This window comes from Novosphingobium sp., from assembly GCF_036733805.1.
GTDB lineage: Bacteria > Pseudomonadota > Alphaproteobacteria > Sphingomonadales > Sphingomonadaceae > Novosphingobium.
The window spans coordinates 1-20,082 of sequence record NZ_DAIMZT010000032.1; the positions used below are offsets into that span (position 1 = coordinate 1).

Genomic DNA, 20,082 nt, shown 5'->3' on the forward strand with positions numbered 1-20,082 from the left:
GCGATGCGCTACTTTTTTGCGCCCAAGAAGACCGTGAACTACCCGTTCGAGAAGATCCCGTATTCGCCGCGCTTCCGCGGCGAGCACGCGCTGCGCCGCTATCCCAATGGCGAAGAGCGCTGCATCGCCTGCAAGCTGTGCGAAGCGATCTGCCCGGCGCAGGCGATCACCATCGAGGCCGCACCGCGTGGGGACGGCTCGCGTCGCACCACGCGCTACGACATCGACATGACGAAGTGCATCTACTGCGGCTTCTGCCAGGAAGCCTGCCCGGTCGATGCCATCGTTGAAGGGCCGAACTTCGAATACGCGACCGAAACGCGAGAGGAACTGCTCTACGACAAGGCCAAACTCTTGGCGAACGGGGACAAGTGGGAGCGGGCGATTGCCGCGAACCTTGAAGCCGATGCGCCGTATCGTTAGGGGCAGCGCCGTGACTCGGGGCTTCCACATTCCGCACTACCTCCCGTTCGCCTCGAGCGAAGTCGAGAGGTCCGGCGCGCGTGTCTCGACTTCGCTCGACACGAACGGAGGAAGGGCAGCATGATCCAAGCAATTGCCTTCTATATCTTCGCGACGCTGACGATCGCCTCGGCCGTATTCGTCATCATGGCGCGCAATCCGGTGCATTCGGTGCTGTGGCTGATCCTGGCGTTCTTCAACGCCGCCGGCCTGATGGTGTTGACCGGGGCCGAGTTCATCGCGATGCTGCTGGTCATCGTTTATGTCGGCGCAGTGGCGGTGCTGTTCCTGTTCGTGGTCATGATGCTCGACATCGACTTCGCCGAACTGCGCGCTGGCTTCATCCGGAATTTCCCGCTCGGGATTCTCGTGGCGCTCGTTCTGTTGGCAGAGATCATCTTCGGTATTTTCGCCAAGAATGCCGGCGCCTTGAAGCTCGGCACGCCTGACGGCACGGCCGCGACGCCAGCGGGCGCCCCTAATATCGAGGCGATCGGCGCAGTGCTTTACGGCAAGTATCTGTTCCTGTTCGAGGCGGCGGGCGTGATCCTGCTGGTCGCGATGATCGGGGCCATCGTGCTGACGCATCGCCAGCGCTCCGACGTGCGCGGGCAGAAGATCAGCAAGCAGATCGCGCGCCGTCCGGAAGAGGCGACCGTCAACGTCAAACCGGAAGTCGGCAAGGGGGTCCAACTGTGATCGGCGTCGAACATTACGTGGTCGTGAGTTCGATTCTATTCGTGCTCGGCGTCCTTGGCATCTTCCTGAACCGCAAGAACGTGATCGTGATCCTCATGGCGATCGAGTTGATCTTGCTTGCGGTGAACATCAACCTCGTGGCTTTCAGCGCCTTTCTGCACGACCTGACGGGGCAGATCTTCGCGATGTTCGTGCTGACGGTGGCGGCCGGCGAGGCGGCAGTGGGGCTTGCAATCCTTGTGATTTACTTCCGTGGCCGCGGCACCATCGCCGTAGACGATGTCAATCGGATGAAGGGATAAAGTCTTGACTATTCTCTTCATCGTCTTCCTGCCGCTTCTGGCAGCGATCATCGCAGGGCTTGGCAACAAGCAATTCGGCAATGTCGCGGCCAAGTCGCTGACGACGGGCGCGCTGTTCATTGCTTGCGCGCTGTCCTGGCTGATCTTCCTGAGCTTCCTCACCGGCACGGCCGAGGTGCATGTCGTGCCTGTGCTTAAGTGGGTCGCTTCTGGGTCGCTAAATTTCGATTGGGCGCTTCGGGTGGATTCGCTCACCGCTGTGATGCTGGTGGTGGTCACTTCAGTCTCGGCGCTCGTGCACCTCTATTCCTGGGGTTACATGAGCGAGGAGCCCGATCAGCCGCGCTTCTTCGCTTACCTTTCGCTCTTCACTTTCGCCATGCTCATGCTGGTGACGGCGGACAACTTGGTGCAGATGTTCTTCGGCTGGGAGGGTGTCGGCCTTGCCTCCTACCTTCTGATCGGTTTCTGGTTCCGCAAGCCCTCGGCAAACGCCGCGGCCATCAAGGCTTTCGTGGTCAACCGCGTGGGCGACCTGGGGTTCATGCTGGGCATCTTCGGCACGTTTCTGGTCTTCGGCACGGTTTCGATACCAGAGATTCTGCACGCCGCACCGAGCATGGCCGGATCGTCCATCGGCTTTCTCGGCCACCGGTTCGATACCATGACGGTACTGTGCATTCTGCTGTTCATTGGCGCCATGGGCAAGTCGGCGCAGCTTGGCCTGCACACATGGCTTCCCGATGCGATGGAAGGTCCAACGCCGGTTTCGGCGCTTATTCACGCGGCAACCATGGTTACCGCCGGTGTGTTCATGGTTTGTCGTCTCTCGCCGATGTTCGAGACGAGCCCGACGGCCATGAATTTCATCGCGTTCATTGGCGCCGCCACCTGCTTCTTTGCCGCGACGATCGGTTGCACGCAGTGGGACATTAAGCGCGTTATCGCTTATTCGACCTGCTCGCAGTTGGGTTATATGTTCTTCGCTGCGGGCGTCGGCGCGTTCGGCGCGGCGATGTTTCATCTCTTCACACACGCTTTCTTCAAGGCCCTGCTGTTCCTCGGCGCCGGCTCGGTGATCCATGCGATGCATCACGAGCAGGATATGCGCTTCTACGGTGGCCTACGTAACCACATCAAGGTCACGTTCTGGACGATGACCGCCGGCACCCTGGCCATTACCGGCGTCGGCATAGCAGGCTTCGCGGGCTTCGCCGGGTTCCACTCGAAGGACGCGATCCTTGAGGCGGCGTTCGGCTCGGGCGGTCAGGTCGGCACTTTCGCCTTCTGGATGGGCATTCTGGCCGCGCTGATGACCAGCTTCTATTCTTGGCGCCTCGTGTTCCTGACCTTCTTTGGCAAGGCGCGCTGGGCAGGCTCCGAACATATCCAACATGCGGTGCACCATCACCATGAGGATACGTCGGACGAGGCGGGCCACGGCAATCATGTCGAGAATCCGGAAGGGACCGCCGGCTACCATCCGCATGAGAGCCCTTGGGTCATGCTGCTGCCGCTGGTGATCCTCTCGCTGGGTGCGGTTTTCGCCGGTTATCTGTTCCAGCACGCCTTTATCAGCGAAGGCACGGGCGAGTTCTGGAAAGGCGCCCTGGTCTTTCACGAGCATCTGCTTCACGCCATGCACGGCGTGCCGGTTTGGGTGAAGTGGGCGCCGTTTACGGTCATGGCCCTCGGCCTGCTGATCGCCTGGTACGGCTATATCCGCAACATCAGCTTCCCGGCGATGGTCGCTGAGCAACTCGGGCCGGTCTACACCTTTGTTTACCGCAAGTGGATGTTTGACGAGTTGTACCATTATGCCTTCGTCGTTCCCGCCTTCTGGTTCGGCAAAGTGTTCTGGAAGGGCGTCGATGTCGGCGTGATCGACCGTTTCGGCCCCGACGGCGCTGCATGGGCTGTCTCGCAAGGGGCGACTTACGCGCGGAAAGTCCAATCGGGCTATCTGTACAGCTATGCGCTTGTCATGCTGCTGGGCCTTGTCGGTGCTGTCAGCTGGGTGATCGTGGGATGATCGCTTCTGCTCAATTCGGTCCGTTCGGTTCATGTGAAGCCGCGAACCGCGCGCGCAACGTGTCTCGATTCCGCTCGACACGAACGGGGATGGAAATGCTCAACATGAAGGGGGACAAGTGATGGGAGGTTTTCCGATCCTTTCCCTGATGCTGCTGGTGCCGCTGCTGGGCGGGATTGCCTGCCTATTCCTCGATGCGAAAGCGGCGCGCACGGTGGCGTTGCTGGCGACGCTGGTGGACCTCGCGCTTGGCATCGTCCTGTGGCTCAATTTCGATATAGGCGGCGCGCAGTGGCAGTTGACCGAGCGGGTGGAACTGTTCTCCGGCTTTTCCTGGGCGCTTGGCATTGACGGTATTGCGTTGCTGTTGATCGAACTTTCGGTCTTTCTTATGCCGATTTGCATTGGCGCGAGCTGGAACTCGATCGAGAAGCGCGTCGGCGAATATATGGCGGCTTTCCTGCTTATGGAAACGCTGATGATCGGCGTGTTCTGCGCGCAGGACATCTTCCTGTTCTATATGTTCTTCGAAGGCGGCCTGATCCCGATGTATTTGATTATCGGTATATGGGGCGGGCACGACCGCATTTATGCGGCTTACAAGTTCTTCCTGTATACGCTGCTGGGCTCGGTGCTGATGCTGGTAGCCATGTTGTGGATGGTCCACACCGCAGGCACCACCAATATCCCGACGCTGATGGCCTACGACTTTGATCCGAAGGTCCAGACCTGGCTGTGGCTGGCTTTCTTCGCCAGCTTCGCGGTGAAGATGCCGATGTGGCCGGTTCATACCTGGCTTCCGGCCGCGCACGTGCAGGCGCCCACCGCGGGCTCGGTGATCCTGGCGGGCGTGCTGCTGAAGATGGGCGGTTACGGCTTCATCCGCTTCTCGCTGCCGATGTTTCCGGATGCCTCCGCCACGTTCGGCCCGCTAATCTGGGGCCTATCCATGGCGGCGGTGGTGATTACGTCGCTGATTGCTCTGGTTCAGCACGATATGAAGAAGCTGATTGCCTATTCTTCGGTCGCGCACATGGCGATCGTGACGATCGGCCTCTTCGCCTTCAACGAGCAGGGCCTGGAAGGCTCGATGATGGTCATGTTGAGCCATGGCCTCGTTTCGGGCGCACTGTTCTTGTCCGTGGGAATCATTTACGATCGGCTGCATACGCGTGAGATCGATCGCTATGGCGGCCTTTCCATCAACATGCCGCGCTATGCGCTATTCTTCATGCTGTTCACGATGGCCTCGGTCGGTCTCCCTGGCACCAGCGGCTTCGTGGGTGAGTTCCTGAGCCTTGCCGGCATTTATCAGGTTTCCACCTGGACTACGCTGGTCTGCGCCACCGGCATCATCCTGGGCGCGGCCTATATGCTTTATCTCTATCGCCGGGTCGCGTTTGGCGACCAGAAGAATGCCGATGCGGCCGCTATGGCGGACCTCGACGTCCGTGAACTGCTGATGGTGGTTCCGCTGGGCCTCGCGGTGTTGTGGATGGGGGTCTATCCCGAAAGTTTCATCGCTCCGATGCGCGCGGATATCGCCGCGCTGGAAGCCCGGATCGCACATGCCGCGCCGGCGGGGGACAGCAAGGTCGCCATGGGCAAGGAAAAGCCTGCGCAGGAAGCATCCGCGCATGAGGGGGCACACTGATGGACTGGTCGCAGTCGCTGCGCCTGATCGCGCCGGAAGAAACGCTGAGCATTGCAGGACTGGTCCTACTCCTGATCGCCGCCTGGGGCGGGGATAAGGCAAGCCGGGTTATCTCCATTCTTGCCGTCGCCGCGCTCGTCGCTGCTGGCCTCCTGGTGGCTCCCGCACTTTGTGACGGCGCGATGGGGCCGGATACTTCGGTCTTCTTCGGTCAGTTCCATGCTGACGCCTTCGCCAGCTTCGCCAAGATCCTGATCTATATCTCGGCCGCCGCTGCTCTGGTGATCGCGCCCGCGTTCTTCGAGCGCTTCAACGCGATGCGCGCCGAATATCCGATTCTTGTGCTTTTTGCGGCGCTCGGCATGGGAATCATGGTATCCGCTGGCGACCTGCTTACGCTTTACATCGGTTTGGAAATGAACTCGCTGGCCGCCTATGTCTTGGCCGCATTCCTGCGGACTGACGGGCGTTCGGCGGAGGCGGGCCTCAAGTATTTCGTGCTGGGCGCGCTGGCTTCGGGCATCCTGCTGTTCGGCATGAGCCTGACGTATGGCTTTACAGGCACCACTTCGTTCACCGGCATAAACGCGGCACTCAGTTCCGGCCTCTCTAACGGCGCGCTGTTCGGCATAGTCTTCATGCTGGCGGGTCTCGCCTTCAAGATCAGCGCGGTGCCGTTCCACATGTGGACGCCCGATGTTTACGAAGGCGCCCCGACCCCGGTGACCATGTTCTTCGCGACGGCGCCGAAAGTCGCCGCACTGGGCCTGACCATGCGCGTGATGCTTCACGCTTTCGGAGATCAGGCCCATGCCTGGCAGCAGATCGTGCTGTTTCTGGCGCTCGCCTCGATCGTGGTCGGCGCGCTGGGCGCGATCGGCCAGGCCAACATCAAAAGGCTGATGGCCTATTCCTCGATCAACAACGTCGGTTTCATCCTTGTGGGTCTTGCCGTGGCAACGCCCGAAGGCGCGTCGGCCATGCTCTTCTATCTGGCGACGTATGTTGCGATGTCGCTCGGCGGCTTCGTTGCGATCCTGATGCTGAAGGACGAAAACGGCGATTACGTGGAAGAGATCGCCAGTCTCGCTGGCCTGTCGCGCACGCGGCCGGCGTTGGCCTTGGGGCTTGCGATGGTCATGTTCAGCCTTGCCGGCCTTCCGCCGCTGTTCGGCTTCTGGGGCAAGTTCCTGGTCTTCCGCGCTGCAGTGGATGGCGGCATGGTGGTGCTTGCCGCGCTGGGTTTCGCAGCGTCAGTGATCGGCGCCTTTTACTACCTGAAGGTTGTAAAGATCATCTATTTTGATGAGCCGGCCGACGTGGTGAAGGGTGAAAGCGACGTGTGGCACAAGCTGATCCTCGTGCTTTCCTGCCTGTTCATTTCGCCGCTTGGCTTCCTGCTGACCCGATGGCTCAGCCATTTGACCGACACCGCGGCGAACGCGCTGTTCCACGCGCTTTGATAGAGGTTGTCGAAGAAACCGCGTCGACCAATGCAGATCTTGTCCGGCGCCTGGGCGCCGGCGAGCCAATACCCGAAGGCTATTGGCTACAGGCGATCCGCCAGAATGCGGGACGGGGGCGGCGCGGACGCGAATGGGTATCGCGGGAAGGCAATCTGACCTGCAGCACAGTGGTGAACCTGCACGCGGGCGATCCGGCAGTTCACACTCTGGCATTCGTGGCAGCGCTGGCGGTGCACGACGTGGTGGCGGAGGAACTGGCTCGGCGGCAGGCAAATCCTTCGGGGCAGGGTTCAGATCAATCTCGACAGGCCGCGAGTGAAGAACGCGTCGTTCTGAAGTGGCCGAACGACGTGTTGATTAATGGCGCCAAAGTCTGCGGCATACTCCTTGAACGGGTGGGTGACCATGTTGTGGCCGGGATCGGGATCAACATCGCGTATGCTCCCGAGGTTGCAGGCCGAGTGACAACCTCGTTGCGCGCCGCCGGAAGCGGTATGGAAGCGCGCGCAGCGCTAGAGGGTCTGGCCGCTCGCTTCTCTATCCGGCTGACGCAGTGGCGCTTTGAAGGACTGCCCGCTATTCTCGGCGAATGGCAGCGGCGCGCTTCGGCCATCGGGCGCCCCTTGCTGGTCATGCTGGACGAAGAAGGCATGCTCGCCGGCGCCTTTGCCGGGCTCGATCCCGATGGTGCTCTGCGCTTGCGTCTCGCTGATGGAACCCTACGTGTCATCTATGCGGGCGATGTCTCGCTGGTCTGAAGGAAAGCTCATGCTGCTCGCCATTGACGCCGGCAATACAAATGTCGTTTTCGCCCTGTTGGATGGACGGACCGTCAGGGGACGTTGGCGCATCGCCACAGATCCACGCCGCACGGGTGACGAATATGCGGTCTGGCTGATGCAACTGCTCGCGATCCGAGGTGTGAAGCCGGATCAGGTCGATCAGATCATCATCTCTACGGTGGTGCCGCGCGCATTGCACAATCTTGAAATCTTGTGCCGCCACTATTTCGACATAGAGCCGCTGGTGGCCGGCGTCGGCAAGGCGGATTACGCCATCGACATCGATGTGGACGAGCCGCGGTCACTGGGTGCGGACCGCGCGGTCAACGCCATCGCCGCTCACACTAAGCATGCGGGCGATCTTATCATTGTCGATTTCGGCACGGCGACCACGTTCGACGTGATCGATTTCCACGGCGCTTACAAAGGCGGCATCATAGCGCCTGGCATCAATCTTTCGCTCGATGCCCTGGTGGGCAACACCGCCAAGCTGCCGCGCATCGCCATAGAAGTGCCCAAGAGCCTGAGCGTGGTGGGCCGCAATACCGAGGATCAGATGTTGATCGGCGTATTTTGGGGCTATGTGGCGATGATGGAGGGTCTGATTGCCCGGTTGCGCGCCGAAATCGGGCGTCCGGCCAAAGTGATCGCGACCGGCGGTCTGGCGGTGCTGTTCGACGAAGCCACTCAGATATTCGATGCTGTCGATCCCGATCTTACTATCGATGGCCTTGCCATCCTGGCGGAAAGGGCTGCTTCCAAGTGATTCCGGGTAACGAACTGGTTTTCTGCGCGCTTGGCGGTTCCGGCGAGATTGGCATGAATGTCAATCTCTACGGCTGCCAGGGCAAGTGGCTGATGGTCGATCTTGGCATGACCTTCGGGATGAACGAATACCCCGGCGTCGATCTGGTCTTCGCGGATCTGGAATTTATTGAGAATGAGCGCGAGAACTTGCTTGGTATCGTGCTGACGCACGCGCACGAGGATCACATCGGTGCGGTTCCTTATTTCGCCCAGGACTTGGGCGTGCCGCTTTATGCCACTCCATTTACTGCGAAGCTGGTAGCGGCCAAGCTGGAAGAAGCGGGGATACTCGACGATATCGAACTGATCGTGATCGATGATCTGGAGTCCTTCCATATCGGTCCGTTCGGCGTCCGTTACGTGCCGCTGGCGCACTCGATCGCCGAGGGTAATGCGCTGCTGATCGAAACGCCTTATGGCCGCATCTTTCACACCGGTGACTGGAAGCTGGATGACGAGCCGCAGATCGGCACCCCGGCCACCGCTGATGAGCTAACAGCGATCGGTGATGAAGGCGTGCTGGCGCTGGTTTGCGATTCCACCAATGTCTTCAATGAGAATGCCTCCGGCTCGGAAGGGGAGGTCTATCGGGGTTTGCTGAAGGAAGTGCGGCGGCATAAGGGGCGGCGCGTCCTGGTGACGACCTTTGCCTCCAACGTCGCCCGGCTGCAGACGCTGGGCGACGTCGCGCGCAAAACCGGGCGCAAGCTTTGCGTTGCAGGTCGGTCGCTCGATCGGATCATCCGGACCGGACAGGCGTGCGGATATCTCAAGGACTTGCCCGAACTGGTCGATGTCGACGAGGCGATGGACCTGCCACGCGATGAGGTGCTGATTATCGCAACGGGAGGGCAGGGCGAACCACGGGCTGCGCTGGCGCGCATCGCTGAGGGAACGCATCCGATCAAGCTGGAAAAGGGCGACGTCGTGCTCTTCTCCAGCCGCCAGATCCCCGGTAACGAGATACCCATCGGCCGTATTCAGAACCGCCTTGCCGAAGCGGGCGTGCTGATTGTTACCGATCGCCAAAGCATGATTCACGTTTCCGGCCATCCGGGGAGGCCGGAACTGGAGGCGCTTTATGGTTGGTTGCGCCCGCGCATTCTGGTGCCGGTGCATGGAGAGATCCGGCACATGCAGGAACAGGCGCGGCTCGGCCTGTCTTGCGGCATTCCCAAGGCATTGTTCCAGAAGAACGGCGATCTCGTGAGGCTTGCGCCGGATCACCCCGGCAAGTTCGGCGAAGTGCGGGCGGGGCGGCTCGTGCTGGACGGCGACATCATCGCACCTGCCGATGGGGAGGCGATGGCGATGCGTCGGCGCATCGCTTACAACGGCGTCGTCTCCGTGGCGGTCGACCGCAAGGGCCACGTAGAGATCGGAGCGCTTGGCTTGCCGTTGGATGAAGATTACGCCCAATTCGTCGACGAAGCTCGGCGCGACGTGGTCGAAGCGCTAGGCAAAGCAAAGAAGGCTGACCGCGATGCGCGCGTGGAGGCCGCGCGCCTTGCCGCGCGGCGGGCGGCGTTGCGCTGGTCGGGCAAGAAACCGCAGGTGCAGGTCCTGCTATTGGAAGACTGACGGCATGGCGATGCATTGGTATTCGCTTCTTGCGATTTATGCTCTCTTCTGGGTCCTAAGCGCCTTTCTGGTCATGCCTTTCGGGTTACGCACGCCCGATGAAGTAGAGGGTCATGAGATCGGGAAAGGTCACGCCACCAGTGCTCCGGTGAATTTCAGACCGAAACGGGTCGCCCTGCGCGCTACCCTGCTCGCGATCGTGCTTTGCGGCGGCTATTACGAGAATTACGTCCACCAGTGGATCACACTCGATGATCTGAATTTTTTCGGTAAGCCGCCGGTGAAAGACCTGGGATATTGAACGCAATGCAGCGTGCCAAAGCTGCAGCACGATTGCCGTCGACAGGGGCGATGTCGAGTAATTCCCGATCCAATGAACGAAAAAGGGGCGCAGGACTTTGTCGTCCCGCGCCCCTCCTGCATTCTCCCGAGGGAGAACCCGTATCCGTCAGGCGCCTTGCGGTGCGGCTCCGCCGGAAAGGCGTTTGCCGGCCTTGGGGATCGAGGAGCCTGAAACCGGTCGCAGCGTTGTCGGGCGCGGATCGCTTGGCCGGTCTATTCCGCCGGTTTCGAGCAATTGCTTGATCTCGTCGCCTGAAAGCGTTTCGTATTCCAGCAAAGCCTTGGCCAGGGCATGCAAGGCTTCGTTTTTTTCGTTAAGAATCTGTGTGGCGCGGGCATGGGCGTTATCCACCAGGATGCGGATCTCGCTGTCGATCACTTTATTGGTTTCGTCCGAGGACATCAGCCGCTGAGAGCCACCCATGCCGAGGTAGCCTTCATGCTGCTCTTCATATTGCAGCGGGCCAAGCTTGTCCGACATGCCCCACTTGGTGACCATGTTGCGCGCAAGGCCGGTGGCATACTGAATGTCTGATGAGGCGCCCGAAGAGACCTTGTCGTAGCCAAAGATGATCTCTTCCGCCACGCGGCCGCCCATCGCCACTGAAAGGTTAGCCAGCATCTTGTCGCGGTGATAGGAGTAGCTATCGCGTTCCGGCAGGCGCATGACCATGCCCAGCGCTCGTCCGCGCGGAATGATCGTGGCCTTATGGATCGGGTCCGATGCGGCTTCGTTCAGACTGACGATGGCGTGTCCCGCCTCATGATAGGCGGTCATCTTCTTTTCATCGTCAGTCATGACCATCGAGCGCCGCTCAGCGCCCATCATGACCTTGTCCTTGGCGTCTTCAAATTCCTGCATCGCCACCAGGCGCTTGTTGCGCCGGGCGGCGAGCAAGGCGGCTTCGTTGACAAGGTTGGCCAGGTCTGCGCCTGAGAAGCCGGGGGTGCCGCGTGCGATCACGCGGGGATTGACGTCAGGGGCGAGCGGCACTTTCTTCATGTGCACGGCCAGAATCTTTTCGCGCCCGTCGATGTCAGGCACCGGCACCACCACTTGCCGGTCGAATCGGCCGGGACGCAGCAGCGCCGGATCAAGCACATCAGGCCGGTTGGTCGCGGCGATGATGATGATGCCTTCGTTTGCCTCGAAGCCGTCCATTTCGACCAGAAGCTGGTTCAGCGTCTGTTCGCGCTCGTCATTCGAATTGCCAAGGCCATGACCGCGATGGCGGCCGACCGCATCGATCTCGTCAATGAAGACGATGCAGGGTGCGTTTTTCTTGGCCTGCTCGAACATGTCGCGCACACGGCTGGCGCCGACGCCGACGAACATCTCGACGAAGTCGGAACCGGAGATGGTGAAGAACGGCACGCCCGCTTCTCCCGCGATCGCGCGGGCGAGCAGGGTCTTGCCGGTGCCGGGCGAGCCGACCAGCAAGGCGCCCTTGGGAATCTGGCCGCCCAGTTTGGAGAAGCGTGACGGATCGCGCAGGAACTCCACGATCTCCTCCAACTCCTCCCGCGCTTCGTCAATGCCGGCAACGTCATCGAAAGTGACACGGCCAGAGCGTTCGGTAAGCAGTTTGGCCTTGGACTTGCCAAAGCCCATCGCACCGGATCCGCCGCCCTTCTGCACCTGGCGAAGAGCAAAGAACGCAATGCCGACGATCAGCAGGAAGGGCAGAGTCTGCGCCAGAATATAAACGAGAAGGCTGCCCTGCTCGGCCTGCTTCCCTGAATATTTGACGCCGTTGTCCTGCAGCAACTGGGTGAGCGTGGTGTCGTTCGGCACCGGCACCGTTGCAAAGCTGTCTCCATTCTTGAGCTTGCCGTCGATCCGCTCTTCACTGATTTCCACGGAGGCGACGCTGCCTTCGGCAACTTTCCCGCGGAAATCGGAATAGGGAATCATCGGGCCACTCTCGCCCCGCGCACCGAACATGGAGACGACCATGAGAAGCGCAAGGAAGATGCCGCCCCATACGAGCAGGCTCTTGATCCAGGGATTACCACTGGGTTGGTCGTCGTTCATTACGGGGAGCCGTCCTTTCTCGCGACAATGTAGGCGCACTTAGCTGAATCTCAAGTTAGCGAAGGCATAGAGGCCCACCATTTCGACGGACCGTGGCCACCGGGTCGCCTGTTCGGCCCGAAAAGGGCCGCGGCGCAGCGACCCCTCAGTTCGACAAAGTACATCCGTCGCGTGCAACTCGCGAAGTGCGCGGCTATCGGATCGTAGACGCAAGCCTACCGGAGCAGGACCGCGATGAAGACAAAAGGCCGTATCCATCCCGTCTATGCCGAGATGGAGCGCACCGTTTTCGACCGCATGTCAGCCCTGGCGCGTGAGCATGGCGCGATCAACCTGGGGCAGGGCTTTCCCGACGCGCCAGGCCCGACGCCGGTGCTGGAGGCGGCCGTTCGAGCCTTGCGCGAGAAATCCAGTCAGTATCCGCCGGGCGCTGGCCTCCCGGAATTGCGGGAGGCGCTATGCGGATATTACGCAAGGCGACAGGAGCTTCGCCTGGAGCCCGACCATGTGATCGTTACCTCAGGCGCGACGGAGGCGCTGGCCTGTGCTGTCCTTGCACTGGTGCAGCCAGGGGACGAGGTCGTCCTGTTCCAGCCCGCTTACGATGCTTATGCGCCTATGGTGCGCCGGGCTGGGGGGGTGCCGGTCTCGGTCATGCTGCAACCGCCGCGCTTCGCCTATGACGCGGAGGCTCTTGAGCGCGCGATTTCCCCCCGAACCCGGCTGCTGATGCTGAACGATCCGCTCAATCCAGCAGGAACGGTCGCAAGCGAGGTGGAGCTTGCGACGATCGCCTGCGCCTGCGTGAAGCATGATCTAATCGCGATTTGCGACGAAGTTTGGGAGGAGGTGCGTTTCGACACTGCAGTTCATCGTTCGCTGATAAGCTTCGATGGCATGGCGGAGCGGACGGTCAAGATCGGCTCGGCCGGCAAGATCTTTGGCATCACGGGCTGGAAAATCGGCTGGATGATCGCGCAAGGCGAGCTGGCAATGGCAGTCTCGCGCGCGCATCAGTTCCTCACTTACTCCAGCGCGCCGCCGCTGCAATGGGCCGTGGCCGAGGGCTTGGCGATGCCCTCAGCCATGCTGGAGGAACAGCGGTCAGGATGGGCCAGGTCACGTGCGCGATTGAAGGAGGCCCTGCAGGCGGAAGATTTTGCCGTGCTGCCGAACACCGCGACATGGTTTCTCTGCGTCGACCTTTCTGCTTCCGGCATCACGCTGACCGACCGGCAATTCGCAACCCGTGCCGTAGCTGAGGCGGGCGTGGCGACGATCCCGGTTTCCGCGCTTTACGAGGGAGAAGGAAGGCCAGAGCATATTATCAGGCTGTGTTTTACCAAGCCCGAGAATGTTCTGGATGATGCGGCACGCCGATTGGCGCGGTGGCGGCGGCAGTTGCGGTGAGAGGGTTGTTTAACCGATATTAGCCGCGCCCACGAACCGGTCGCGCCGGGTTTCCGCAGCGCGGCGCGTGCTGCGGGCTTTCAGCAGGTCCTGGCGCGAGACAATGCCGATCACCTGCCGGGTAACCGGATCGATGATCGGCACGCGCCCGATGCCGGTCTCCACGATGAGGTCCGCCACTTCGCCGATCAGCGTCTGCGGATAAGCGAAGGGCTGTGAAGAGTCGGACAGGCTTTCGGCGAGCGTCGCGTTGTCGGCGATCTGTATGCCCTGCCAGCGAAGCGCATCGCTGCGGGAGACCAGGCCCAGCAGGCGCCCTTCATGATCGATCACCGGATAACTGCGATGCCGCGCGCCGGCGTGGAAAAATGCCAGCGCCTCGTTGACCGGCATGTCGCCGGTCAGCGTGGCCGGCTTGCGCGTCATGATCTCTTCCGCCTGGATCAGGTCCAGCGCGTCGACTGTATATTCCTGCAGGATGTGCCGCCCGCGTCTTGCGATCTTTTCAGTCAGGATAGAGCGCCGCATGACCAGCACGCTTACGCCATAGGACGCGGCCGCCGCAGCTATAGTGAAGGGCAGTGTTTCGAAGCGGCCGGTCAACTCCACTGCAAACAGCGCCCCCGTCATGGGTGCGCGCATTGCGCCGCTCATGATGCCGGCCATCCCGATCATGGCCCAGAAACCGGTGCCGCCGGGCAGGACGTGACCAATCAGACAGCCTGCCGCACCCCCCAGGATCAGCAGCGGCGCCAACACGCCGCCTGATGTGCCCGAACCAAGCGCCACCAGCCAGACCACAGCCTTGACGACCAGCAGCGCCAACACCACGCGCAGTGTCAGCGACCCATCAAGCAATGCCTGAATGCTGGCGTAACCCGCGCCCAGAACATGCGCGTCGATAAGGCCCCCGATTCCCACGACGACGGCGCCTAACGCCGGCCACCACATCCAATGGAGGGGAAGGCGGTGGAACAAGTCCTCGATGCGATAAAGGGCGGTGGACAGCAGCGCCGCTTCCAAACCAGTGAGCAGGCCGATGCCCAATGCGGGTCCGGCAGGCCAGAGCCCCCCCGGATCCGCGGTGGCGAAAGGAAACATCGGTCCAGCGCCGATAATGATCGGCCGCCAAGCCCAGGAAACCAATACGGCCGTGACCACTGGAACGAAGCTGCGGGGCTTCCATTCGAACAGAAGAACCTCGATCGCCAGCAGAATGGCGGCGAGAGGGGTATTGAATATCGCGGTCATTCCAGCCGCGGCGCCCGCGACCAGCAGCGTTTTGCGCTCGGCCGCACTGAGGTGAAAGCACTGTGCGAAGAGCGACCCGACCGCGCCGCCCGTCATGATAATTGGTCCTTCGGCTCCGAAGGGGCCGCCGCTGCCAATCGAAATCGCCGAGGATATCGGCTTCAGCACGGCGACTTTCAACGACAGCCGGCTCTCGCCGTAAAGGATCGCCTCTATCGCTTCGGGAATGCCGTGACCGCGAATCTTATCCGAACCGAAGCGGGCCATCAGGCCGACTATCAGGCTGCCGATCACCGGAATGACCAGCGTACCGAGACCAAGCGCGGCGTCCGTGATCTGGGCGGGGGCGGCCGAAAGACGACCGAACCAGAACAGATTGGTTGCGATCGCGATCAGGCGGACCAGCACCCAGGCCCCGATCGCCCCGCCGGTGCCCACGACCAGGGCCATTATCGCCAGCAGCACCATGCGCCAATCGGCGCTGTGATCGGCGAGACGGTGGCTTCTGACAGTCGGCACGGGCATAGCGGCATCTTGCTCCTGTTGGATGACGCCTAATATGTCGTATCACGATATTTCTCAATCCCGGATCGGCTGATGATAGAAACACCGGCTCCATTGGACGACGGCGACTATGCCGCGCTCGCCGATTTCCGCGCGGCGCTGCGGGGCTTCCTTGCGTTCAGCGAGGCACGAGCGGGAGAAGTCGGTCTCGCGCCGCAGCAGCATCAGGCGCTGCTGGCGATCCGCGGCGCGCCGGCGGGGCAGGCTACTATCGGCTATCTGGCGGAACGGTTGATTCTGAAACCGCATAGCGCTTCGGAACTGGTCAGTCGGCTTGAAGCACTGGATCTGATCGAGAGGCGGACGGCTGAGGGCGACCGGCGGCGCACGTTGCTGATGCTGACGGGCCGAGCGAAAGTTCTGCTGGCCGAGTTGTCAGCCACCCATCGCGAGGAGATCCGCCGCCTCAAGCCACTTCTGCTGGATCTTCTCGACCGGTTCGGCTGAGCGAGAATAGAACCTGCTGGCCAAGTTGGTGAAGCGGTCAGGCGTTCAGGCCGCCGTTCACGCTGATGATTTGGCCGGTGATTTTTGCCGCGTCATCGCTGCAGAGAAATAGCGTAAGCGGGGCGATGTCGTCCGCCGTGGGCAGGCCCAGGCCCGCCCCTCTCGCGGCTTCGGCCAAACGTTCGGCGCCCATGCGGCGGGCGCTTTCGCTGCCTTCGACATAGCTGGAGGAGATGGCGTGAGCGCGGATGCCATCGCGGGCCGCCTCGATCGCGAAATTGCGGATGAAGCCGACCGTGCCTGCCCGTGCCGCGCCGATCAGGGTCTGGCGGGGTGCGGCGTAAATGCCCGCGTCGGAAACGAAGGCGATCAACGTGCCGCCCTGCTGCGAGAGAAAGTTATAAGCGGCATGGGCGAGCCTTTCGACCCAGCCGACCGAGACATTGAGGAAGTCTCCGAAGGTTTCCGGCGAGGTTTCCGGAAACAGGCCGGTGATGCCCAGTGGCCCCGTGGCGGTGCAGTCGACCACCGCGTCGATCCGGCCGAATTGCTCGGCCACTTCGGCCACGAGCGTTTCGGCGGTGTCTTCCTCCCAGATATCGCCAAGGAAGCCGTCGATCGATCCGAGATAGGAAAGGCCGGTGACCAAGGCGTCCACTTTCTCATGCGTGCGTCCGTGAAGCGCGACCTTCCACCCGTGCGATAGCGCCATCCGCGCGATAGCGCTGCCGATTGAGCCTGACCCTCCGGCGATCAGCAGGACTTTCTGGTCTGTCACATGCGCCTCCGGGGCCGGGTCATTCAGGTCATCCTCTCCGCCCGTCATAAACGGATATTATCGTTCCATGTTCATCGGGAAAGATGTCAATCGGTCTCGAACGCAGCGCGCAGATCGTCAGGCGCAAGGTCGGAGAACTTGGTGATCCGCGCCTCGAACTTCAGGCGCACCTTGCCGGTCGCGCCGTGGCGCTGCTTGGCGATGATGAGTTCTGAGAGGCCGGTAATCTGTTCCATCTTCTCGCGCCAGGCATCGAATTTGGCGTGGACGTCGGCAGGATCGGTCTCGGTTGGATATTTCGGCTCGGTCGCCCGGTGGTAATAATCCTCGCGGAACACGAACCAGACCATGTCGGCGTCCTGCTCGATCGAGCCGGATTCGCGCAAGTCCGAAAGCATGGGGCGCTTGTCGTCGCGCTGCTCGACCGCGCGGCTAAGCTGTGAAAGCGCGATCACCGGCACGTGAAGTTCCTTGGCCAGGGTCTTCAGACCGCGGGAGATTTCCGAAATCTCGTTGACCCGGTTGTCCTGCGCCCGACCCGATCCCTGCAGGAGCTGAAGATAATCGATGACGATCAGGCCGATGTCGTGTCGCCGCTTCAAGCGGCGCGCCCGGGTTCGCAGAGCGGCGATCGAAAGGCCGGGCGTGTCGTCGATATAGAGCGGCAGCTCAGCCAGGCGCTGGCTGGCGAACGAAAGCTGCTGGAAATCTTCCCGGCTGATCTTGCCCATGCGCAGTGCTTCGGAACTGATTCCCGACTGCTCGGCAAGGATGCGGGTGGCCAACTGATCGGCGCTCATTTCCAGACTGAAGAAGGCGGTTGCCGCGCCTACCGACTTCTCGGCGGTGATGCCGTCCGCAAGGTCGCGCTGCAGTCTATCGGCGGCATTGAAGGCGATATTGGTGGCAAGCGAGGTCTTGCCCATGCCGGGACGGCCAGCGAGAATGATAAGGTCGGAATCGTGCAGGCCGCCGATCTTCTCGTTCACGGAGGTAAGGCCGGTGGTTTTGCCGGAGATGTGGCCGCCGGAATTGAACGCCTTCTCGATCGCCTGGATCGCGGTGCGGGTGGCGACCCCGAAGCTCTGCGCTTCATTGGCGGTCGCGGCGCCTTCCGCCACTTTGTAAAGGGCTGCTTCGGCCAGTTCGATCTGCTCCATCGGTTCGACCGATTCGGAGGTATCCATGGCGCCTTCGACCAGGCCCCGCCCGACGGAAATCAGCTCGCGCAGCAGGGCAAGGTCATAGATCTGTTCGGCCAGTTCACGTGGTGCAAGCAGGCCCTGCCCGTCGGCTGTGAGGCGAGCGAGGTAGGAAACGCCGCCCAGGGCCTTCAACGCCTCGTCAGCTTCGAAATAGGGACGCAGGGTCACCGGCGTGACCACCGCCTTACGATCGAGCAGGCCCAGAAGCCGCTCGTATATCCGCGTATGCACCGGCTCAAAGAAGTGCCGCGGCGCCAGCGGCGTTTGCAATTCCTCTATCACACGGTTGTCGATCAGGACCGCGCCCAGAAACGCGGCCTCCGCCTCAACGTTGGAAGGTAGCGCGCGCGCTTCTGGCTCGGTAATTTTTACGAGAAGGGTTTCCTGGACCATAAGCGCGGCACCATGCTCTCGCACGATGATCGCAGCAAGCGCGGACAATCTCCATTTTAATCCACAGCCTGTGGAGTATCCGGCCGGGCTTGCCCGCACATGCAGCGAGCGCGTAAAGGCGGTGCGCATCATGGCGGATCCGCGCATCACTCACATCGAACTCGACGAGGCGACCATCCTTTGGCGCAACGCCGATATCGAGCAGGAACGACGCATTGCCATTTTCGATCTGATCGAAGACAACGTATTCAAGCCTATACGCACTTTCGCGGCGGGGCAGCAGGGGCCATATCGCCTGAAGCTTTCCGTGCGCGACGGCCGTCTAGCGCTTGAGATCGATGACGAAGGCGGCCAACCGCTGGAGACGTTGGTGCTGGGGCTCGCCCGCTTCCGCCGCCCTATCCGGGAATACTTCGCGATCTGCGAAAGCTATTACCAGGCGATTCGCAAGGCGACCCCCCAGGAGATCGAAACCATCGACATGGCACGGCGCGGCATTCACAACGAAGCGGCGGAGCTTTTGCTGGAACGGCTGGAGGGCAAGGTCGAAACGGACTTCCCCACCGCCCGGCGGCTGTTTACGCTGATCTGCGTGCTGCACATCCGGGGCTGAGGAGGGGCGATTGGCGGCTCGGGGCGGAAAGAAAGGCGGTGGGACCGCGAAGCTGCGTCGCGTTGCCAAGCTGCGTCTGCTGGCGGGGATGCTGCTCGTAGTGATAATAGCTGGCGCCTGGGCTTGGTGGCACCTTCACCACTGGCGCCCCGACCGGAGCGCTTACCCGGTGCAGGGGGTGGAGATCGGCGCCGATGACGGTGACGTGAACTGGAAATCGCTGAAGGCGATCGGTGTGGACTTCGCCTATGTCGATGCCAGCGCCAGCGCTTTTGCGCGCGATCCGGGTTTTGTCACGAACTTCGAAGCGGCCAAGGCGGCGGGTCTGCAGGTGGGGGCCGTGCATCGTTACGACCCGTGCCAGCCAGCGGAAAAACAGGCAGCGAACTTCGTGACCACGGTGCCTCGTGATCCCGCCCTGCTGCCGTCTGCGGTAGAATTGGACATGCTGGCGGACCAATGCCCGGTGCGCGTGAGCGACGCCAGGGTGGAAAGCGAATTGATGACCTTTCTCAACCAGGTGGAAACGCATACGGGCAAGGCGGTGATCCTCAAGGTCACATCTCGCTTCCAGGCCCGTTATGCGATTGCCAACAAGCTGGACCGCAACCTCTGGTTGGTTCGCGATCGACTGCTTCCCGATTACGCCGGGCGGCCCTGGGCCTTGTGGACAGCCAATACTGATCTGGCGAACGAGATTGTGCAGGGCGGATTGCGTTGGGTGGTGGCGCAGCCATGACGACTAGGCGGGAAGACCTGATCGCCGCCGCGCGCGTTGCCGCCGCGGGCGCTTATGCGCCGTACTCCGGATTTCACGTCGGCGCGGCGCTGCTGATGAGCGACGGTTCCATGGTTACGGGCGCGAATGTTGAGAACGCCAGCTATGGCCTTTCCCTATGCGCCGAGACGGTGGCTGTGGCCCGCATCCTTTCGACGGCCGAACGTGGCGCATTGGAGGCTATGGCCGTCTCTGGCGGTGAACCTGGCGCACCGGGGCAGGGGCCGACCGTAACCCCGTGCGGCCGCTGCCGGCAGGTTCTCGTCGAATTGGCGCAATTGAGCGGTACGGACCCGCTTATCTGGTGCGACGGCAAGGATGGTGTACTGGAGGTGCGCCTTTCGGAACTGCTCCCACATGCGTTCGGGCCGGCGAACCTGACCTGAAAACTGCGGGCATCGGTGCGGTGCATCGCTGGGTGATATCCCCCCATCGCAAAATAATAGTCAATCTATACAGTTGAGAATAGGAAAGGCGGGTC

General features: G+C 61.6%; 19 protein-coding genes. 15 read left to right on the forward strand and 4 right to left on the reverse strand.

Features of this window, described 5'->3' with window-relative positions; translation table 11 throughout:
- The first annotated feature begins 3 nt into the window (after positions 1-3).
- The 10 genes from nuoI (at position 4) to V7D69_RS09290 (ending at position 10,086) form a co-directional block, all read left to right on the forward strand.
- Positions 4-423, forward strand: a complete 420-nt coding sequence (gene nuoI / locus V7D69_RS09245; RefSeq protein ID WP_333605649.1) for an NADH-quinone oxidoreductase subunit NuoI — start codon at positions 4-6, stop codon at positions 421-423.
- 120 nt (positions 424-543) lie between these two features.
- Positions 544-1,161 carry an NADH-quinone oxidoreductase subunit J gene (locus V7D69_RS09250; protein WP_324064316.1) on the forward strand — a complete coding sequence of 206 codons (618 nt, stop codon included), beginning with the start codon at positions 544-546 and terminating at the stop codon, positions 1,159-1,161.
- Positions 1,158-1,463 (forward strand): NADH-quinone oxidoreductase subunit NuoK, encoded by a 306-nt coding sequence (gene nuoK / locus V7D69_RS09255; RefSeq protein ID WP_067732056.1) that lies wholly within the window; start codon positions 1,158-1,160, stop codon positions 1,461-1,463. The genes V7D69_RS09250 and nuoK overlap by 4 nt, the downstream gene beginning before the upstream one ends.
- A 4-nt stretch (positions 1,464-1,467) precedes the next feature.
- Complete coding sequence (nuoL, locus tag V7D69_RS09260) at positions 1,468-3,495, forward strand: NADH-quinone oxidoreductase subunit L (RefSeq protein WP_324064315.1); 2,028 nt, start codon at positions 1,468-1,470, stop codon at positions 3,493-3,495.
- A 121-nt stretch (positions 3,496-3,616) separates the two neighbouring features.
- Positions 3,617-5,149 (forward strand): NADH-quinone oxidoreductase subunit M, encoded by a 1,533-nt coding sequence (locus V7D69_RS09265; RefSeq protein ID WP_324064314.1) that lies wholly within the window; start codon positions 3,617-3,619, stop codon positions 5,147-5,149.
- Positions 5,149-6,612, forward strand: coding sequence for an NADH-quinone oxidoreductase subunit NuoN (nuoN, locus tag V7D69_RS09270; protein WP_333605636.1), 1,464 nt, complete (start codon positions 5,149-5,151; stop codon positions 6,610-6,612). Before V7D69_RS09265 ends, nuoN begins: the two co-directional genes overlap by 1 nt.
- On the forward strand, positions 6,609-7,373 hold the full coding sequence (locus tag V7D69_RS09275; RefSeq protein ID WP_333605637.1) for a biotin--[acetyl-CoA-carboxylase] ligase: 765 nt from the start codon (positions 6,609-6,611) through the stop codon (positions 7,371-7,373). Before nuoN ends, V7D69_RS09275 begins: the two co-directional genes overlap by 4 nt.
- Positions 7,374-7,383: 10 nt before the next feature.
- Positions 7,384-8,163 (forward strand): type III pantothenate kinase, encoded by a 780-nt coding sequence (locus V7D69_RS09280; protein WP_324063724.1) that lies wholly within the window; start codon positions 7,384-7,386, stop codon positions 8,161-8,163.
- Positions 8,160-9,785 (forward strand): ribonuclease J, encoded by a 1,626-nt coding sequence (locus V7D69_RS09285; protein ID WP_324063725.1) that lies wholly within the window; start codon positions 8,160-8,162, stop codon positions 9,783-9,785. Before V7D69_RS09280 ends, V7D69_RS09285 begins: the two co-directional genes overlap by 4 nt.
- A gap of 10 nt (positions 9,786-9,795) precedes the next feature.
- Entirely contained in the window at positions 9,796-10,086 is a 291-nt protein-coding gene (locus V7D69_RS09290; protein ID WP_324063726.1) for a DUF1467 family protein, read from the forward strand.
- 147 nt (positions 10,087-10,233) lie between these two features.
- Here the strand turns inward: V7D69_RS09290 and ftsH are convergent, their stop codons facing one another.
- The gene (gene ftsH, locus V7D69_RS09295) at positions 10,234-12,162 is read right to left on the reverse strand and encodes an ATP-dependent zinc metalloprotease FtsH (protein WP_333605638.1); all 1,929 of its coding nucleotides are present in this window, start codon (positions 12,160-12,162) and stop codon (positions 10,234-10,236) included.
- A gap of 234 nt (positions 12,163-12,396) precedes the next feature.
- Between ftsH and V7D69_RS09300 the strand changes: the two genes are divergently transcribed.
- On the forward strand, positions 12,397-13,572 hold the full coding sequence (locus tag V7D69_RS09300; protein WP_333605639.1) for an aminotransferase: 1,176 nt from the start codon (positions 12,397-12,399) through the stop codon (positions 13,570-13,572).
- Between the two features lie 9 nt (positions 13,573-13,581).
- On the opposite strand, the gene V7D69_RS09305 is transcribed toward V7D69_RS09300, so the two are convergent.
- Entirely contained in the window at positions 13,582-15,348 is a 1,767-nt protein-coding gene (locus tag V7D69_RS09305; RefSeq protein WP_333605640.1) for a chloride channel protein, read from the reverse strand.
- Positions 15,349-15,420: 72 nt separating this feature from the next.
- Here V7D69_RS09305 and V7D69_RS09310 point away from each other — a divergent pair, with 72 nt between their 5' ends.
- Positions 15,421-15,834, forward strand: coding sequence for a MarR family winged helix-turn-helix transcriptional regulator (locus tag V7D69_RS09310; RefSeq protein WP_333605641.1), 414 nt, complete (start codon positions 15,421-15,423; stop codon positions 15,832-15,834).
- 37 nt (positions 15,835-15,871) lie between these two features.
- Here V7D69_RS09310 and V7D69_RS09315 read toward each other — a convergent pair whose 3' ends face one another.
- Both V7D69_RS09315 and V7D69_RS09320 read right to left on the reverse strand, forming a co-directional pair.
- Positions 15,872-16,612, reverse strand: coding sequence for an SDR family NAD(P)-dependent oxidoreductase (locus V7D69_RS09315; protein WP_324061460.1), 741 nt, complete (start codon positions 16,610-16,612; stop codon positions 15,872-15,874).
- Positions 16,613-16,698: 86 nt separating this feature from the next.
- A complete protein-coding gene (locus tag V7D69_RS09320; protein WP_324061471.1) occupies positions 16,699-18,210 on the reverse strand; it encodes a replicative DNA helicase in 1,512 nt (503 codons plus the stop codon).
- A gap of 130 nt (positions 18,211-18,340) precedes the next feature.
- Here V7D69_RS09320 and V7D69_RS09325 point away from each other — a divergent pair, with 130 nt between their 5' ends.
- The 3 genes from V7D69_RS09325 to V7D69_RS09335 are packed head-to-tail and all read left to right on the forward strand — an operon-like array spanning position 18,341 to position 19,987.
- A complete protein-coding gene (locus V7D69_RS09325; RefSeq protein ID WP_324061458.1) occupies positions 18,341-18,823 on the forward strand; it encodes a UPF0262 family protein in 483 nt (160 codons plus the stop codon).
- Positions 18,824-18,833: 10 nt separating this feature from the next.
- A complete protein-coding gene (locus V7D69_RS09330; RefSeq protein WP_324061456.1) occupies positions 18,834-19,562 on the forward strand; it encodes a glycoside hydrolase family 25 protein in 729 nt (242 codons plus the stop codon).
- Positions 19,559-19,987, forward strand: a complete 429-nt coding sequence (locus V7D69_RS09335; protein ID WP_324061454.1) for a cytidine deaminase — start codon at positions 19,559-19,561, stop codon at positions 19,985-19,987. The genes V7D69_RS09330 and V7D69_RS09335 overlap by 4 nt, the downstream gene beginning before the upstream one ends.
- Positions 19,988-20,082 lie beyond the last annotated feature (95 nt).

Coding starts and splice junctions, on each gene's coding strand:
- V7D69_RS09305 (WP_333605640.1), bottom strand. CDS start 15,348: ATGCCCGTGCCGACTGTCAGAAGCCACCGTCTCGCCGATCACAGCGCC.
- V7D69_RS09335 (WP_324061454.1), top strand. CDS start 19,559: ATGACGACTAGGCGGGAAGACCTGATCGCCGCCGCGCGCGTTGCCGCC.
- V7D69_RS09290 (WP_324063726.1), top strand. CDS start 9,796: ATGCATTGGTATTCGCTTCTTGCGATTTATGCTCTCTTCTGGGTCCTA.
- V7D69_RS09300 (WP_333605639.1), top strand. CDS start 12,397: ATGAAGACAAAAGGCCGTATCCATCCCGTCTATGCCGAGATGGAGCGC.
- nuoI (WP_333605649.1), top strand. CDS start 4: ATGCGCTACTTTTTTGCGCCCAAGAAGACCGTGAACTACCCGTTCGAG.
- ftsH (WP_333605638.1), bottom strand. CDS start 12,162: ATGAACGACGACCAACCCAGTGGTAATCCCTGGATCAAGAGCCTGCTC.
- V7D69_RS09250 (WP_324064316.1), top strand. CDS start 544: ATGATCCAAGCAATTGCCTTCTATATCTTCGCGACGCTGACGATCGCC.
- V7D69_RS09310 (WP_333605641.1), top strand. CDS start 15,421: ATGATAGAAACACCGGCTCCATTGGACGACGGCGACTATGCCGCGCTC.
- V7D69_RS09280 (WP_324063724.1), top strand. CDS start 7,384: ATGCTGCTCGCCATTGACGCCGGCAATACAAATGTCGTTTTCGCCCTG.
- V7D69_RS09325 (WP_324061458.1), top strand. CDS start 18,341: ATGGCGGATCCGCGCATCACTCACATCGAACTCGACGAGGCGACCATC.
- V7D69_RS09265 (WP_324064314.1), top strand. CDS start 3,617: ATGGGAGGTTTTCCGATCCTTTCCCTGATGCTGCTGGTGCCGCTGCTG.
- nuoN (WP_333605636.1), top strand. CDS start 5,149: ATGGACTGGTCGCAGTCGCTGCGCCTGATCGCGCCGGAAGAAACGCTG.
- V7D69_RS09320 (WP_324061471.1), bottom strand. CDS start 18,210: ATGGTCCAGGAAACCCTTCTCGTAAAAATTACCGAGCCAGAAGCGCGC.